Annotated in this window: 15 protein-coding genes and 1 pseudogene; 7 read left to right on the forward strand and 9 right to left on the reverse strand. The window is 50.1% G+C overall.

All coding sequences use genetic code 11. From position 1 onward, the window contains the following. Positions 1-8 precede the first annotated feature (8 nt). Both kdgT and sodA read right to left on the reverse strand, forming a co-directional pair. Positions 9-992 carry a 2-keto-3-deoxygluconate transporter gene (kdgT, locus tag A7589_RS07870; RefSeq protein ID WP_024191187.1) on the reverse strand — a complete coding sequence of 328 codons (984 nt, stop codon included), beginning with the start codon at positions 990-992 and terminating at the stop codon, positions 9-11. A gap of 259 nt (positions 993-1,251) precedes the next feature. Continuing rightward, positions 1,252-1,872: a superoxide dismutase [Mn] gene (sodA, locus tag A7589_RS07875; protein WP_010350891.1), complete on the reverse strand. Its 621-nt coding sequence runs from the start codon at positions 1,870-1,872 to the stop codon at positions 1,252-1,254. A 284-nt stretch (positions 1,873-2,156) separates the two neighbouring features. Between sodA and rhaT the strand changes: the two genes are divergently transcribed. Beyond that, positions 2,157-3,191, forward strand: a complete 1,035-nt coding sequence (gene rhaT / locus A7589_RS07880; RefSeq protein ID WP_000063528.1) for an L-rhamnose/proton symporter RhaT — start codon at positions 2,157-2,159, stop codon at positions 3,189-3,191. Here the strand turns inward: rhaT and rhaR are convergent. Both rhaR and rhaS read right to left on the reverse strand, forming a co-directional pair. Beyond that, on the reverse strand, positions 3,188-4,036 hold the full coding sequence (gene rhaR / locus A7589_RS07885; RefSeq protein WP_000233564.1) for an HTH-type transcriptional activator RhaR: 849 nt from the start codon (positions 4,034-4,036) through the stop codon (positions 3,188-3,190). The genes rhaT and rhaR overlap by 4 nt on opposite strands. A 72-nt stretch (positions 4,037-4,108) precedes the next feature. Beyond that, complete coding sequence (rhaS, locus tag A7589_RS07890) at positions 4,109-4,945, reverse strand: HTH-type transcriptional activator RhaS (protein WP_000382765.1); 837 nt, start codon at positions 4,943-4,945, stop codon at positions 4,109-4,111. 287 nt (positions 4,946-5,232) lie between these two features. On the opposite strand from rhaS, the gene rhaB reads away from it, so the two are divergent. The 5 genes from rhaB to rhaM all read left to right on the forward strand — a co-directional run bounded on the left by rhaB (position 5,233) and on the right by rhaM (position 10,396). Continuing rightward, a complete protein-coding gene (gene rhaB, locus A7589_RS07900; protein WP_000144222.1) occupies positions 5,233-6,702 on the forward strand; it encodes a rhamnulokinase in 1,470 nt (489 codons plus the stop codon). Further along, the gene (gene rhaA, locus A7589_RS07905; protein WP_010355326.1) at positions 6,699-7,958 is read left to right on the forward strand and encodes an L-rhamnose isomerase; all 1,260 of its coding nucleotides are present in this window, start codon (positions 6,699-6,701) and stop codon (positions 7,956-7,958) included. The genes rhaB and rhaA overlap by 4 nt, the downstream gene beginning before the upstream one ends. 82 nt (positions 7,959-8,040) lie before the next feature. Next, the gene (gene rhaD / locus A7589_RS07910) at positions 8,041-8,865 is read left to right on the forward strand and encodes a rhamnulose-1-phosphate aldolase (RefSeq protein WP_105282449.1); all 825 of its coding nucleotides are present in this window, start codon (positions 8,041-8,043) and stop codon (positions 8,863-8,865) included. 71 nt (positions 8,866-8,936) lie between these two features. Further along, positions 8,937-10,085, forward strand: coding sequence for a lactaldehyde reductase (gene fucO / locus A7589_RS07915; protein ID WP_000009274.1), 1,149 nt, complete (start codon positions 8,937-8,939; stop codon positions 10,083-10,085). Beyond that, a complete protein-coding gene (rhaM, locus tag A7589_RS07920) occupies positions 10,082-10,396 on the forward strand; it encodes an L-rhamnose mutarotase (protein ID WP_000619517.1) in 315 nt (104 codons plus the stop codon). Before fucO ends, rhaM begins: the two co-directional genes overlap by 4 nt. A 94-nt stretch (positions 10,397-10,490) precedes the next feature. Here rhaM and A7589_RS07925 read toward each other — a convergent pair. From A7589_RS07925 to A7589_RS07935, 3 genes and pseudogenes are all read right to left on the reverse strand, one after another. Further along, positions 10,491-10,604 (reverse strand): annotated as a pseudogene (locus tag A7589_RS07925) (MipA/OmpV family protein); the annotation flags it as partial. A 6-nt stretch (positions 10,605-10,610) separates the two neighbouring features. Then, positions 10,611-11,021 carry a type II toxin-antitoxin system HicB family antitoxin gene (locus A7589_RS07930; RefSeq protein ID WP_000499741.1) on the reverse strand — a complete coding sequence of 137 codons (411 nt, stop codon included), beginning with the start codon at positions 11,019-11,021 and terminating at the stop codon, positions 10,611-10,613. 16 nt (positions 11,022-11,037) lie between these two features. Next, the gene (locus A7589_RS07935; protein WP_000833473.1) at positions 11,038-11,223 is read right to left on the reverse strand and encodes a type II toxin-antitoxin system HicA family toxin; all 186 of its coding nucleotides are present in this window, start codon (positions 11,221-11,223) and stop codon (positions 11,038-11,040) included. A 481-nt stretch (positions 11,224-11,704) separates the two neighbouring features. On the opposite strand from A7589_RS07935, the gene A7589_RS07945 reads away from it, so the two are divergent. Then, the gene (locus A7589_RS07945) at positions 11,705-12,784 is read left to right on the forward strand and encodes a type I restriction endonuclease (protein ID WP_180561332.1); all 1,080 of its coding nucleotides are present in this window, start codon (positions 11,705-11,707) and stop codon (positions 12,782-12,784) included. A gap of 40 nt (positions 12,785-12,824) precedes the next feature. Here the strand turns inward: A7589_RS07945 and aldB are convergent, their stop codons facing one another. Beyond that, the gene (aldB, locus tag A7589_RS07950; protein ID WP_000183976.1) at positions 12,825-14,363 is read right to left on the reverse strand and encodes an aldehyde dehydrogenase AldB; all 1,539 of its coding nucleotides are present in this window, start codon (positions 14,361-14,363) and stop codon (positions 12,825-12,827) included. 164 nt (positions 14,364-14,527) lie between these two features. Beyond that, positions 14,528-15,679, reverse strand: coding sequence for an L-threonine dehydrogenase (yiaY, locus tag A7589_RS07955; protein ID WP_000741515.1), 1,152 nt, complete (start codon positions 15,677-15,679; stop codon positions 14,528-14,530). Positions 15,680-15,835 lie beyond the last annotated feature (156 nt).

Raw genomic sequence — 15,835 nt, forward strand, 5'->3', positions numbered from 1 at the left:
GATGGAGATTACTTCACCGTACCCAATATTTCGATTTTCGCCGCTCTGGCTTTAACTTTGCGCGACCAGACAGAAGTCAAAATTGGCACCAGAATCGAGGTCACAATCACTGACGTCGCCACCAGCGAAGTTGCCGCTGGCGCCATTGGTTTAAAGGCGGGGATCATTTCAGCAATCAGTACCGGCGTCGCCACCGCAGCACCGGCAGAACTGGAAGCCGCGATTCCGGCTGTACCATCGCCACCACCAATCAATTTATCGGCAATAATCAACGGAATACCGGTCACGACGATCACCGCCACACCCAGCAAGATCCCCAGCAAACCGGTCTGAGCAATCACGGTTAAATCAATGGTATTGCCCAGCGCAAAGGCAAAGAACGGGATCAGCGTCTGTACGGCTTTGCTGAAAAATTCTCTCAGCTCAGGGTCAAGGTTCCCTAACGCAAAGCCGACGAGGAACGGTAATACCGCACCGACGAAAACATGCGGTTCAAACGATGCAATCCCGGCAGTCCCCAGAATAATCATCGTCATAAGCGGCCCGGATTCCAGCGACATTAATACAAACGCTCCGGCCTCTTCTTTAGTGCCATACTGCTGCATGATCGAAGCGTAAAGTCCGCCGTTGGTCATATCCATCGCCGCCACCAGCGCAAGCGTTGAAAGTCCGGCAAAGAATCCAACTTCAACACCATGTTCAGGAATAATGCGTGAAGCAATTGCCGCAACCACCCACGCCACAGCAATTTTGGTTACCACCAGCGTACCGGATTTACGCAATACCGTTCCCGTCGCACTTAATTTTATCGATGCCCCCATGCAGAAAAACCACACCGCCAGAATCGGCACCGTGCCGGTAATCATTCCATTTGTGAATGAACCAAAGTATTTTCCCGCCCCTGGCGAGAAGGTGTGACACAGTGCGCCAAGGAACAGCGGGACGAGCATCATCCCTCCTGGGATTTTCTCTATCGTGTGTTTTATCTGCATTTTCATCACCTATCGGCATATTTTTATAGGCTGATGCATAAGTCCTTCACGATGCATCAGTGTTGATGGAAATGAAGATAGACATTCAACAGAGCAATAAAAGTGATCAAAACCACATCAATTGAAACGTTGTTTTATTTTTATAGGATCATTGTTTTTATTTTGAAATTGATCACAAAAAAACCACCGCTATGTGCGATGGTTTGTTTTTTATGCTGAAAAACGGCGTAAACGCCTCATTGCAGCAGGCAATATGCGATTATTTTTTCGCCGCAAAACGTGCCGCAGCTTCGTCCCAGTTCACCACGTTCCAGAACTCTTTGATGTAGTCCGGACGGCGGTTCTGGAATTTCAGGTAGTAAGCGTGTTCCCACACATCCAGACCCAGAACAGGGAAGCCGGAAGCGCCAGAAATGGCTTCGCCCATCAGCGGGGAGTCCTGATTAGCAGTAGAAACCACCGCCAGTTTATCGCCTTTCAGCACCAGCCATGCCCAGCCGGAACCAAAGCGGGAAGCTGCCGCTTTCTCAAATTCTGCTTTGAAGTTATCAACGGAACCGAAATCACGTTCGATAGCCGCTTTCAGGTCGCCCTGCAAAGTCGTGCCTTTTTTCAGGCCTTTCCAGAACAGGCTGTGGTTGGCGTGACCACCAGCGTTGTTGCGCAGCACGGTTTTTTTGTCTGCTGGCAGCTGGTCCAGTTTGGTGATCAGCTCTTCAACCGGCAGGTTGGCGAATTCTGGCAGGCTTTCCAGCGCCGCATTGGCGTTGTTGACGTAGGCCTGATGGTGTTTGGTGTGGTGGATTTCCATGGTCTGCTTATCGAAGTGCGGTTCCAGGGCATCGTAAGCATACGGCAGGGATGGCAGGGTATAGCTCATATTCATCTCCAGTATTGTCGGGCGGCCGATTGTTAATGCCGCGTAAGCAGTTGGTTCATTATAGTTAATTAAATGATATTGAAAATGATTATCAATGCCGTACTTTTCATAGGGGAATGGTTTTGCAGGGAAATGTCCGAGATGTGAACCAAATCACCCACTTAATGCCGTGATTGCCAGTAAATCGGCAACGGCGGCAACAGGCGAAAGGTTAATCGACAGCACGATTTTTACACTCATCTCGTCGGAGATGTGACGCGACGAAAAATGATGAGGATAAGAAGATGAGTAACGCGATTACGATGGGGATATTTTGGCATTTGATCGGCGCGGCCAGTGCAGCCTGTTTTTACGCTCCGTTCAAAAAAGTAAAAAAGTGGTCATGGGAAACCATGTGGTCAGTCGGTGGGATTGTTTCGTGGATTATTCTGCCGTGGGCCATCAGCGCCATGCTACTACCTGATTTCTGGGCATATTACAGCTCGTTCAGCCTCTCTACCCTGCTGCCTGTTTTTCTGTTCGGCGCTATGTGGGGGATTGGTAATATCAACTACGGCCTGACCATGCGTTATCTCGGCATGTCGATGGGGATAGGTATCGCCATTGGCATTACGTTGATCGTCGGTACGCTGATGACGCCAATTATCAACGGCAATTTCGATGTGCTGATTAACACCGACGGTGGGCGCATGACGTTGCTCGGCGTACTGGTGGCGCTGATTGGCGTGGGGATTGTGACTCGCGCCGGGCAGTTGAAAGAGCGCAAAATGGGCATTAAAGCCGAAGAGTTCAACCTGAAAAAAGGGCTGGTGCTGGCGGTAATGTGCGGCATTTTTTCTGCCGGGATGTCTTTTGCGATGAACGCCGCAAAACCGATGCATGAAGCGGCTGCCGCGCTGGGCGTTGATCCACTGTATGTCGCTCTGCCAAGCTATGTTGTCATCATGGGTGGCGGTGCGATCATCAACCTCGGTTTCTGTTTTATTCGTCTGGCAAAAGTGAAGGATTTGTCGCTAAAAGCCGACTTTTCGCTGGCAAAACCGCTGATCATTCACAATGTATTACTCTCAGCACTGGGCGGGTTGATGTGGTATCTGCAATTCTTTTTCTATGCCTGGGGCCACGCCCGCATTCCGGCGCAGTATGACTACATCAGTTGGATGCTGCATATGAGCTTCTATGTATTGTGCGGCGGTATCGTCGGGCTGGTGCTGAAAGAGTGGAACAATGCGGGACGCCGTCCGGTTACCGTGTTGAGCCTCGGTTGTGTGGTGATTATTGTCGCTGCCAACATCGTCGGCATGGGCATGGCGAGTTAATCTTTCCGGGAATTGCGATGACGCCACTGGCTGGGCGTCATCCCGGTTTCCCGGGTAAACACCACCGAAAAATAGTTACTGTCTTCAAAGCCACATTCTGTCGAAATATCACTGATTAACAGGCGGCTATGCTGGAGAAGATATTGCGCATGACACACTCTGACCTGCCGCAGATATTGATTGATAGTCATCCCGGTCTGCTGGCGAAATTGCTGGCGCAAGACGCGTTCACTGCAAGACGCCTCATCACAAAATTTATCCAGCGCAAAGGGACTTTTCAGGCTGGCCGCCAGCCGGGTAATCAGCTTATCCAGCAACGTTTCACTGGATGTTGGCGGTAATGAATCACTGGTGTAGCGATGGCGTTGCAAAAGCATCACCAACTGCCCGAACAGTAACTCCGCCATTTCGTTGGCAAACGGCGCGGGCTGACTGCTCTCGTGCTCAAGCTGCCCGATGACCTGCCGCACCTGCGCCATGCCCGCACTACCTAAACGCCAGTGTGGTTGTTCTGCGCTGGCGTTAAATCCCGGAATCGCCCCCTGCCAGTCGAGATTAAGCGTCAGCCGCTCCGGGCAATAAATAACGTTCTGCAAAACCAGATCATTAACGGAAGCGTAGGAGTGTTTATCGTCTGCGTGGATATAAAAGAGATCGCCACGGGTAATACGATGAGGACGATCGTTAAGCACATGCAAACCGTTACCGCGCCAGACGATCACCAGTTCACAAAAATCATGTGTATGCTCGGCAAAGACATCCTGCGGATAACGATCAGCAACCGCGACCGCCTGCTGTTCGCTGGCAAAAAAATCTTTTTTACGAAGGACAAACTGATGAACCACCGTGCCACCTCAGCCAGAAGACGCATTTGATTATTCATAAACTGGCGTGGAAATACGTTGAGAAGATTCGCGTTATTGCAGAAAGCCATCCCGCCGCTGGCGAATATCGCGTGGTGACCAGTTAAACTCACGGCGAAACAGCGTCGAAAAGTGGTTACTGTCGCTGAATCCGCAGCGATATGCGATTTCGGTCACGCTGTCCTCGCTATGACGTAACAGATGACGCGCCTTCACCAACCGTAAACGGTTAAGGTAACGCTGGGGCGTCAAACCGGTTTGCTGTTTTAGCTGACGATGCAACGTGCGTAGTGACAGAGAAAATTGATCCGCCATCATTTCCCAATTCACCTCGTCGGCAAAATGTTCTTCCAGCCAGGCCAACAACAAGTTCAGGCGCGATTCGCGACTTTCCATGCTCTCCTGCAAACTGTTTTTACGCAGCAAGAGCAGTAATTGCATAAACAAGATCTCACCGCTGGCTTTCGAGGGTAAATCATTCGTTCTGTCCTGCTGTTCCAGTTGCGAAACCAGCTGCCGTACCTGCTGCAATATGCTGTGGCTCACGCGCCAATGGGACGGATATTGCCCGTCTTGCTCTTGCGGCAGAAGCTGATGCAGCCCGGCGAGAAACTGAAATCTATCCGGGGAGCGATACAGCACATTGGTCAAATACAGATTGTCCGTATGTTCGTATAAATGCCGATCATGATCGCGCACGAAACAGATTGTTCCACCGGAGATGGTATAAGGCTGCCCATTGAAAATGTGGATACCCGTGCCATGTTCGACAATCACAATCTCATGGAAATCATGGTGATGTTCAGGAAAATCCACCTGAGGAAGCCGGGGTTCTATTGCCACAGACACGTTACCAGACGGAAAAAAATCCACGCAATGTAATACGTCCATATAAGCCTCCTGATGCCGTCAACATGGCGGAATAGTAATCAAGCGGTTTGGTTCTTACCTTAAATTTTCGACAGCAAAACACGTAAAAAATGTCGATTTTTCAAGATAAAGCGTGATTTTTCAGAAAATGCGGCAAACATCACACCACCACATTTCTGAAAATTGTGAACGCCATCACGTTCATCTTTCCCTGGTTGCCAGCGGTCTATTTTCCTGTCAGTAACGAGAAGGTAGCGAAGTCGGGTGCTTCTTAGACTGGGCGTAATGAAACCTAGAAGGATCTCATTATGACCTTTCGCTACTGCGTCGCCGTTGATCTTGGCGCATCCAGTGGGCGCGTAATGCTGGCGCGTTACCACCGTGAATGTCGCAGCCTGACGCTGCGTGAAATCCATCGTTTTACCAATGGGCTGTATTACCAGAGCGGTTATGCCACCTGGGATGTCGATAGTCTGGAAAACGCCATTCGCCTTGGGTTAAACAAGGTGTGCGAGGAAGGGATTCGTATCGATAGCATCGGCATTGATACCTGGGGCGTAGACTATGTTCTGCTGGATCAACACGGTCAGCGCGTCGGTTTACCGATTTCCTATCGTGATAGCCGCACTAACGGACTGATGACATTGGCACAGCAGCAAATTGGCAAACACGATATTTATCAGCGTAGCGGCATCCAGTTCCTGCCCTTCAATACAATCTATCAGCTACGTGCGCTGACGGCGCAACAACCTGAACTTATTCCACAAATCGCTCACGCTCTGCTGATGCCGGATTACTTCAGTTATCGCCTGACCGGCAAGATGAACTGGGAGTACACCAACGCCACCACCACGCAACTGGTCAATATCAATAGCGATGACTGGGATGACTCCCTGCTGGCGTGGAGCGGTGCCAACAAAGCCTGGTTTGGTCACCCGACGCATCCGGGTAATGTCATAGGTCACTGGATTTGCCCGCAGGGTAATGAAATTCCAGTGGTCGCCGTTGCCAGCCATGATACCGCCAGCGCGGTTATCGCCTCGCCGTTAAACGGTTCCCGCGCCGCTTATCTCTCCTCCGGCACCTGGTCATTGATGGGCTTCGAAAGCCAGACGCCATTTACCAATGACACGGCGCTGGCAGCCAACATCACCAATGAAGGCGGTGCGGAAGGTCGCTATCGGGTGCTGAAAAATATCATGGGTTTATGGCTGCTCCAGCGGGTACTTCAGGAGCGACAAATCAACGATCTCCCGACGCTTATCGCCGCGACACAGGCACTCCCGGCCTGTCGCTTCATCATCAATCCCAATGACGATCGCTTTATTAATCCTGAGGCGATGTGCAGCGAAATTCAGGCAGCGTGTCGGGAAACGGCGCAACCAATCCCAGAAAATGATGCTGAACTGGCACGCTGTATTTTCGACAGTCTGGCGCTGCTGTATGCCGACGTACTGCACGAACTGGCGCAGCTACGCGGTGAAGATTTCTCGCAACTGCATATTGTCGGCGGCGGCAGCCAGAACGCGCTGCTCAACCAGTTGTGTGCCGATGCCTGCGGTATTCGGGTGATCGCCGGGCCAGTTGAAGCCTCAACGCTCGGCAATATCGGCATCCAGTTAATGACGCTGGATGAACTCAACAATGTGGATGATTTCCGTCAGGTCGTAGGCGCCACCGCGAATCTGACCACCTTTACCCCTAATCCTGACAGTGAAATTGCCCACTATGTGGCGCGGATTCACTCTACACGACAGACAAAGGAGCTTTGCGCATGACCACTCAACTGGAACAGGCCTGGGAACTGGCGAAACAGCGTTTCGCGGCGGTAGGGATTGATGTCGAGGAGGCGCTGCGCCAACTTGATCGCTTACCCGTTTCAATGCACTGCTGGCAGGGCGATGATGTTTCCGGTTTTGAAAACCCGGAAGGTTCGCTGACTGGAGGGATTCAGGCTACTGGTAATTATCCGGGCAAAGCGCGTAATGCCGAAGAGCTACGTGCCGATCTGGAACAGGCTATGCGGCTGATTCCGGGGCCGAAACGGCTTAACTTACATGCGATTTATCTGGAATCAGACACGCCCGTCTCGCGCGACCAAATCAAACCAGAGCACTTCAAAAACTGGGTTGAATGGGCGAAAGCCAATCACCTCGCTCTGGATTTTAACCCCTCCTGTTTTTCGCATCCGCTAAGTGCCGATGGCTTTACGCTCTCCCATGCCGACGACCGCATTCGCCAGTTCTGGATTGACCACTGCAAGGCCAGCCGTCGCGTTTCGGCCTATTTTGGCGAGCAACTCGGCACGCCATCGGTGATGAACATCTGGATCCCGGATGGCATGAAAGATATCACCGTTGACCGTCTCGCTCCGCGCCAGCGTTTGCTGGCAGCACTGGATGAGGTAATCAGCGAAAAGCTGAACCCGGCACACCATATAGACGCGGTAGAGAGCAAATTGTTTGGTATTGGCGCGGAGAGCTACACGGTTGGCTCCAATGAGTTTTACATGGGATATGCCACCAGCCGCCAGACCGCTTTGTGTCTGGACGCCGGACATTTCCACCCGACTGAAGTGATTTCCGACAAGATTTCCGCCGCCATGCTGTATGTGCCGCAGTTGCTGCTGCACGTCAGCCGCCCGGTTCGCTGGGACAGCGATCACGTGGTGCTGCTGGATGATGAAACCCAGGCAATCGCCAGTGAGATTGTCCGTCATGACCTGTTTGACCGGGTACACATTGGTCTGGATTTCTTCGATGCCTCCATCAATCGTATTGCCGCGTGGGTCATTGGCACGCGCAATATGAAAAAAGCCCTGCTGCGTGCGTTGTTAGAACCGACAGCCGAACTGCGCAAGCAGGAAGCGGCAGGCGATTACACCGCGCGACTGGCGCTACTGGAAGAGCAGAAATCGTTGCCGTGGCAGGCGGTGTGGGAAATGTATTGCCAGCGTCACGATACGCCAGCGGGTAGCGAATGGCTGGAAAGCGTGCGGGCTTATGAGAATACGATTTTGCGTCAGCGCGGGTAAACACCGCCGGATGCGGCGCGAGCGCCTTATCCGCCCTACGGATCGTGCATCCGACAACACTGAATTTACAGGAACACAGAACATGCAAAACATTACCCAGTCCTGGTTTGTCCAGGGAATGATCAAAGCCACCACCGACGCCTGGCTGAAAGGCTGGGACGAGCGCAACGGCGGTAACCTGACGCTGCGCCTGGATGACGCTGACATCGCGCCGTATAACGACAATTTCCACCAACAACCGCGCTATATTCCGCTCAGCCAGCCTATGCCTTTACTGGCAAACACACCGTTCATCGTCACCGGCTCCGGCAAATTCTTCCGCAACGTCCAGCTCGATCCCGCTGCCAATTTAGGCGTCGTAAAGGTCGACAGCGACGGTGCGGGCTACCATATTCTCTGGGGGCTAACCCACGAAGCCGTCCCAACCTCTGAACTTCCGGCGCACTTTCTCTCCCATTGCGAACGTATTAAAGCCACCAACGGTAAAGATCGGGTGATCATGCACTGCCATGCCACCAACCTGATCGCCCTCACCTATGTACTGGAAAACGACACGGCGGTCTTCACTCGCCAACTGTGGGAAGGCAGCACCGAGTGCCTGGTGGTATTCCCGGATGGCGTTGGCATTTTGCCGTGGATGGTGCCCGGCACGGACGAAATCGGCCTGGCCACCGCGCAGGAAATGCAAAAACATTCACTGGTTCTCTGGCCTTTCCACGGCGTCTTCGGCAGTGGTCCGACGCTGGACGAAGCGTTTGGCCTGATCGATACCGCAGAAAAATCGGCGGAAGTGTTGGTGAAAGTGTATTCGATGGGCGGCATGAAACAGACCATCAGCCGTGAACAGCTAATCGCTCTCGGCAAGCGTTTCGGCGTCACCCCGCTGGCAAGCGCACTGGCACTTTAACACCCCGTTTCGCATCTGGCGGCGCGGGTTATGCCGCCGGACAGAAGGATTTGATCTTAAGGAGAATAATCATGAGTTTTATGTTGGCATTACCGAAAATCAGCCTGCATGGCGCTGGGGCAATTGGCGATATGGTAAACCTGGTTGCGAATAAGCAGTGGGGAAAAGCACTGATCGTTACCGATGGGCAACTGGTTAAGTTGGGATTGCTGGACAGTCTGTTCACCGCGCTGGATCAACACGAAATGTCTTACCACCTATTCGATGAGGTCTTTCCAAACCCCACCGAAGAACTGGTGCAAAAAGGCTACGCTGCATTTCAGGACGCCGCATGTAACTACATTATTGCTTTCGGTGGCGGTAGCCCGATTGATACCGCAAAAGCCATAAAAATCCTTACCGCTAATCCAGGCCCTTCTACTGCTTACTCTGGCATTGGCAAAGTAAAAAACCCAGGCGTGCCGCTGGTGGCGATCAACACGACTGCCGGAACCGCCGCTGAGATGACCAGCAATGCGGTGATCATCGACACTGCGCGGCAAGTGAAAGAAGTCATCATCGATTCGAATATTATTCCTGATATCGCCGTGGATGATGCCAGTGTAATGCTGGAGATCCCTGCCTCCGTTACCGCTGCCACCGGTATGGACGCACTAACCCATGCCATAGAAGCCTATGTTTCCGTTGGCGCCCATCCGCTAACTGATGCCAACGCGCTGGAAGCTATCCGCCTGATTTCTCTGTGGCTGCCGAAAGCGGTAGAAGATGGTCATAATCTGGAAGCTCGCGAACAGATGGCTTTCGGGCAATATCTGGCGGGTATGGCTTTTAACAGCGCGGGACTGGGGCTGGTTCACGCACTGGCGCATCAGCCCGGTGCTACCCACAACCTGCCACACGGGGTGTGTAATGCCATCTTGTTGCCAGTAATCGAAAACTTTAACCGCCCGAATGCCATCGCACGCTTTGCCCGTATCGCCCAGGCGATGGGGGTCGATACGCGCGGGATGAGTGATGAAGCGGCAAGTCTGGAAGCAATTAATGCCATTCGAGCCTTGAGCCATCGCGTAGGCATACCTGCGGGATTTAGTCAGCTTGGCATCAGCAAAGAGGATATCGAAGGCTGGTTAGATAAAGCCCTGGCCGACCCATGCGCACCATGTAACCCACGTACTGCAAGTCGCGACGAAGTACGTGAGCTTTATCTGGAGGCGTTATGATCCGCAAAGCATTTGTTATGCAGGTAAACCCCGGCGCCCATGAAGAGTATCAGCGTCGGCACAACCCGATCTGGCCGGAACTGGAAGCGGTATTGAAATCTCACGGTGCGCATAACTACGCCATCTATCTCGATAAAGCGCGAAATTTGCTGTTTGCCACAGTAGAAATTGAATCTGAAGAACGCTGGAATGCGGTTGCCAGCACTGACGTTTGCCAACGTTGGTGGAAATATATGACCGACGTTATGCCTGCTAATCCGGATAACAGCCCGGTCAGCAGCGAGCTACAAGAAGTGTTTTACCTGCCGTAATCCACTGCGGTGTCGGATACCCCTCCGACACCGCAATGACAGCTGATTAATATAGATTTTGCTAACGCAATTTATCCAACATCTCCCAGGCCAATTAAAAACGCCAGTTCATACCAGTGACAAACGTAAAACTCTCATTACGATCGAACATTGGGCTGCCGGTAATCTCGTCCGGCAGCCCGCTGTATCCGGCGCTCGCCATCAATACGCGAGATTAAACGCCTGACAGCACACGGCGGGCAGCTTCTGCCAGAAACGCACTTCTGTTGGCATAGTCTGGGTTATTGCGCACGTAGGTATCAATCTTGTTCAGTAACCTTTTCGGCATCGTAATATTAATGCGTTCTGCCCGACCTTCGAACTGGTTCATATTGATATCCACCAGCAGCCATTGCCCGCCAATAAAGTCCTGCGCCCGCTGAGCCAGATGTTTTTCCACAGAGCCAGGAAGTGGTAACTCTTCATTCATTTCGCACAAGGTTTCAAAGTGCGCAGTCAGTGCACTTCGCGCATCCTGGAAAGCGTTGTCCAGCGTAGCACCAGCAAAATAACAGCCTGGAACATCAGGGAAAAAGCCGCTTGCGCTGCCGTCGGGATCGCTATGGATATAGGCGGGATAAAACATATTGCCTCCTGAAATTTTAAAACGTTAAACCAGCCTGACGCCCAATTTGTGCCAGCGTACCGGGCTTAATATCTTTTTTAGGATGCGGAACCGTCACCAGACCCGGATGAACAGGGTGGCGGAACTGATGATGACTACCACGGGTTCGAATATGCTCCCAGCCATGCTGTTTCAGAATGGCAATCACGTCTGCACTTTTCACATCCCTGTCCTTCCATGATTATACACACGACACACATACAATTAGCGATAGCAATCACGATAGCGCGTTTTATATAGGCCGTCAGGTGGATAAAGTTGACTCAGGAATGTCGCTCGGAAGAAGAATAACGGTGTGCAGTAATTTGTAGAAAAGATGCGAGGAGGCTCGCAATTTACATATAACTCATAGTATTAGGTGTTAAAAAACCTTGTATTAGATTATCCATGCGATATCGAAGCTAGTCTTGCTATAGATCCAGCTCGTATTCATAGAACATTTAAAGCAACTAATGAAAAATAACATACATTGTTTTATTTTCTTGATAAATATCAAGCTTGTTTCACCATTGCATTTACAATATGCACACATCATTTTTTGTGTGTTATACATTAACTATGACCAATAGCAAAACGTTAACATATAAATATTTCCTATATTTTTTATAAAACGTATTTTTATTAATTATATAAAAGGAGTTATTATGTCTATGGAATTTATAGATAAACTGAATTCATTATCCTCAAAAATAAAACAACAAGCCGGAGTCATTGAAACGGAGGAAGCCACCAAAAATGCTTTCGTAATGCCTTTTATTAACAATGTGTTAGGTTATGATGTTTTTGATCCTACTGAAGTTATCCCAGAGTTTGTATGCGATATTGGAACGAAGAAAGGCGAAAAGATTGACTATGCGATCTTAAAAAATAGTGAGGTTCAAATTCTCATTGAATGCAAAAAAATTGGCGATCCTCTAAATATAAATCATGCTTCACAGCTTTTTCGTTACTTTCATGTAACAAATGCAAGAATATCTATTCTAACCAATGGACAAGTTTATAAATTTTTTACTGACTTAGAAGCTCCTAATAAAATGGATGAAAAACCATTTCTTGAGATAGATCTACTGGACTTAGATGAAACAGTTGTTCCCGAGATAAAGAAGCTTACTAAATCAGCATTTGATTTGGAATCAATAATTAATGCTGCAGGTGAATTAAAATATGTTAGTTTAATTAAAAAAGTTCTCCATGCACAAATGAACAATCCTGAAGAGGATTTTGTAAAGTTCTTCGCAGCAAGAATTTATGAAGGTATGTTAACACAAAAAGTAAAAGATACATTTGCCAAATTGACAAAGAAAGCTGCCAGTCAATATATTAACGCTCAAATAAACGAAAGATTGAAATCAGCAATAGGTGGTGGCTCATTATCTATAATTAATTCGTCATCACAAAATGAAGAAGTAGAAAGTATTAATAAAGAAGAAACCGACATTGCCACTACCATGGAAGAACTTGAAGGATTTCATATTGTTAAAGCTATAGTTCGCGTAGTACTTGATGCTCCAAGAATAGTTCACAGAGATACAAAAAGCTATTTTGGTATACTTGTAGATGACAATAATAGAAAACCACTCTGCAGATTGCATTTCAATCGAAACCAAAAGTATATTGGCCTATTTGACTTAGAGAAAAACGAAACCCGCCATCCTATTGAATCTCTCGATGATATTTATTCTTTTAGCGATGAGTTAAAAGCAACTGCCGCTTTATACAACTAAAAAATAAGCAGGCAACAATTAATGTTGCCTGCCTAAAATATCAGAACAGCCCCAACGGTTTATCCGAATAGCTCACCAGCAGGCACTTGGTTTGCTGGTAATGCTCAAGCATCATTTTGTGGGTTTCGCGACCGATACCTGATTGTTTGTAGCCACCAAACGCTGCGTGTGCCGGGTAGGCGTGATAACAGTTGGTCCACACGCGCCCTGCCTGAATGCCACGCCCCATCTTATAGGCCAGATTACCGTTACGGCTCCAGACGCCAGCGCCCAGGCCATATTGCGTGTCGTTCGCCAGCTCCAGCGCCTCGTCCATCGTTTTGAAGGTGGTTACCGCCAGCACCGGGCCAAAAATCTCCTCCTGGAACACACGCATATTGTTCTGACCAAACAGAATCGTCGGTTCGAGGTAATAACCGTCTTTCAGTTCCCCTTCCAGCAGCTTACGCCGCCCGCCGGTGAGTACGTCTGCGCCCTCTTTTTTACCGATATCAATGTAATTGAGGATGGTTTCCAGTTGCCCGTGAGAAACCTGCGCACCCATTTGCGTCACGCTGTCGAGCGGGTTACCGCTACGAATGCTTTCAACTCGGCGGATAGCACGTTCCATAAAGCGTTCGTAGATAGACTCCTGCACTAAAGCACGGCTCGGACAGGTACAGACTTCGCCCTGGTTGAAGGCGAACAGTGCAAAGCCCTCCAGCGCCTTATCGAAGAAAGCATCTTCTTCATCCATCACATCAGCAAAGAAGATATTTGGCGACTTACCGCCCAACTCCAGCGTCACCGGAATAATGTTCTGCGTGGCGTACTGCATAATCTGCTGGCCGACTTCCGTTGAGCCGGTAAACGCCACTTTGGCGATGCGTTTTGAGGTCGCCAGATATTCACCGATTTCGCCGCCCGCACCGTTGACCACGTTCACCACACCTGGCGGCAGTAAATCACCGACGATTTCCATTAGCAGCAGTACTGAAAGCGGGGTAAGTCGTGCGGGTTTCAGCACCACACAGTTGCCCGCCGCCAGCGCGGGAGCCATTTTCCAGCTCGCCATCAGCAGCGGGAAGTTCCACGGGATAATTTGCCCCACCACGCCTAACGGTTCGTGGAAGTGATAAGCCACAGTTTCGCTATCGACTTCACTAATACCACCTTCCTGCGCCCGAATACACGAAGCGAAATAGCGGAAATGGTCAATCGCCAGCGGCACATCGGCAGCACTGGTTTCACGAATGGGCTTGCCGTTATCCCAGGTTTCTGCCGTCGCCAACAGTTCGAGATTTTGTTCCATTCGATCGGCAATCTTAAACAGAATCGCCGCGCGATCCTGCACCGAGGTATGCGCCCATTTGTCTTTCACTTTATGCGCGGCATCCAGCGCCAGATCGATGTCGCGTTTGCCCGAAGACGCCACTTCGCACAGTAGCTGCCCGGTCACCGGCGTCAGGTTCTGGTAATACTCGCCATCGGCGGGTGCTACCCATTCGCCGCCGATAAAGTTGTCATAGCGGGCTTTTAACTTGAGGGGGAAACCATACTCGCCGGGCTTAATCTGTGCTGAAGGGGGATTGTTGGTCATGGTAGTCTCCTTGCGGTGTGAGGTATAACAAGGGTAGACGTGACTGGCGAAATCTTCGCCAGCCAGTGATAGCTTTACGACGGCAATCACGAATTTACGGGCAAGGATTACAGAGATAGTTGAAAAAGCGGCTGACAATTTGCCAGCCGTTGTGGGGATGATGATTACATCGCAGCGCGATAAATCGCCACAATTTCTTCGTGAGTTGCCTGAATCGGGTTAGTAAATCCGCAGGCATCTTTCAGAGCATTGGTCGCCAGTACCGCGAAATCTTCTTCTTTCACGTTCAGATCGCGCAGACCTGCCGGAATATCGACTTTCTTCGCCAGTTCACGGATAGCGTTAATGCAGGCTTCTGCACCTTCCGCGTCGTTTTTACCTGTCACGTTCACACCCATTGCAGCAGCGCAGTCACGCAGACGTGCAGCGGCTACTTTGCTGTTGAATACCTGAACGTGCGGCAGCAGAACGGCGTTACATACACCGTGCGGCAGATTGTAGAAACCGCCTAACTGGTGCGCCATCGCATGAACATAACCCAAAGACGCATTGTTGAACGCCATACCGGCGAGGAACTGGGCATAAGCCATCGCTTCACGCGCTTTCGCATTGCTGCCATCTTCTACGGCTAACGGCAGGTTTTCGGCAATCATGGTCACGGCTTTCAGTGCGCAAGCGTCGGTGATCGGCGTTGCGGCAATAGACACATACGCTTCGATAGCGTGTGTTAAGGCATCCATACCCGTTGCGGCGGTCAGTGACTTCGGCATACCGATCATCAGAGAGGAGTCATTGACAGAAAGCAGCGGAGTCACGTGTTTATCCACAATCGCCATTTTGATGTGGCGCGCTTCGTCAGTGATAATGCAGAAACGGGTCATTTCAGACGCAGTACCCGCCGTGGTGTTAATGGCGATCATCGGCAACTGCGGTTTTGCCGAGCGGTCAACGCCTTCGTAATCGCGAATATCACCGCCGTTGGCAGCCACCAGCGCAATGCCTTTCGCACAGTCGTGCGGAGAACCACCACCTAAGGAAATTACGCTATCGCAATTATTTTCTTTCAGCAGTTTGAGGCCTGCGGCGACGTTTTCCGTAGTTGGGTTAGGCTGGGTGCCATCATAAATAACGCTAAAAATATTGCGTTCTTCCAGTGCTTTTTGCACATCGCCCGCCATACCTAATTTCGTTAAAATATTGTCAGTGACAATTAAGGTACGGGTAAATCCATAATCTGCCATCATATTCATTGCATCAGTCAATGAATCGGCGCCGATGACATTCACAGAAGGAATAAAGAACGTTGAAGCTGCCATAACACACTCCTGGAAGAGTAAAAAGGGCTGGCAGATTACAAAGTATTTTCATTCGGAAATATGATCGACATTACCGTTTATTAAAATATTTTTAATAAAAAGCACGTTACATTCATCAAATAACGTGCTTCCTTAATATTAATAAGAATTTTGTAT

This window comes from Escherichia sp. MOD1-EC6475, assembly GCF_003046645.1.
Classification (GTDB): Bacteria; Pseudomonadota; Gammaproteobacteria; order Enterobacterales; family Enterobacteriaceae; genus Escherichia; species Escherichia ruysiae.

Coding starts and splice junctions, on each gene's coding strand:
- kdgT (WP_024191187.1), bottom strand. CDS start 992: ATGCAGATAAAACACACGATAGAGAAAATCCCAGGAGGGATGATGCTC.
- sodA (WP_010350891.1), bottom strand. CDS start 1,872: ATGAGCTATACCCTGCCATCCCTGCCGTATGCTTACGATGCCCTGGAA.
- rhaT (WP_000063528.1), top strand. CDS start 2,157: ATGAGTAACGCGATTACGATGGGGATATTTTGGCATTTGATCGGCGCG.
- rhaS (WP_000382765.1), bottom strand. CDS start 4,945: ATGGACGTATTACATTGCGTGGATTTTTTTCCGTCTGGTAACGTGTCT.
- rhaB (WP_000144222.1), top strand. CDS start 5,233: ATGACCTTTCGCTACTGCGTCGCCGTTGATCTTGGCGCATCCAGTGGG.
- rhaA (WP_010355326.1), top strand. CDS start 6,699: ATGACCACTCAACTGGAACAGGCCTGGGAACTGGCGAAACAGCGTTTC.
- rhaD (WP_105282449.1), top strand. CDS start 8,041: ATGCAAAACATTACCCAGTCCTGGTTTGTCCAGGGAATGATCAAAGCC.
- fucO (WP_000009274.1), top strand. CDS start 8,937: ATGAGTTTTATGTTGGCATTACCGAAAATCAGCCTGCATGGCGCTGGG.
- rhaM (WP_000619517.1), top strand. CDS start 10,082: ATGATCCGCAAAGCATTTGTTATGCAGGTAAACCCCGGCGCCCATGAA.
- A7589_RS07930 (WP_000499741.1), bottom strand. CDS start 11,021: ATGTTTTATCCCGCCTATATCCATAGCGATCCCGACGGCAGCGCAAGC.
- A7589_RS07945 (WP_180561332.1), top strand. CDS start 11,705: ATGTCTATGGAATTTATAGATAAACTGAATTCATTATCCTCAAAAATA.
- aldB (WP_000183976.1), bottom strand. CDS start 14,363: ATGACCAACAATCCCCCTTCAGCACAGATTAAGCCCGGCGAGTATGGT.
- yiaY (WP_000741515.1), bottom strand. CDS start 15,679: ATGGCAGCTTCAACGTTCTTTATTCCTTCTGTGAATGTCATCGGCGCC.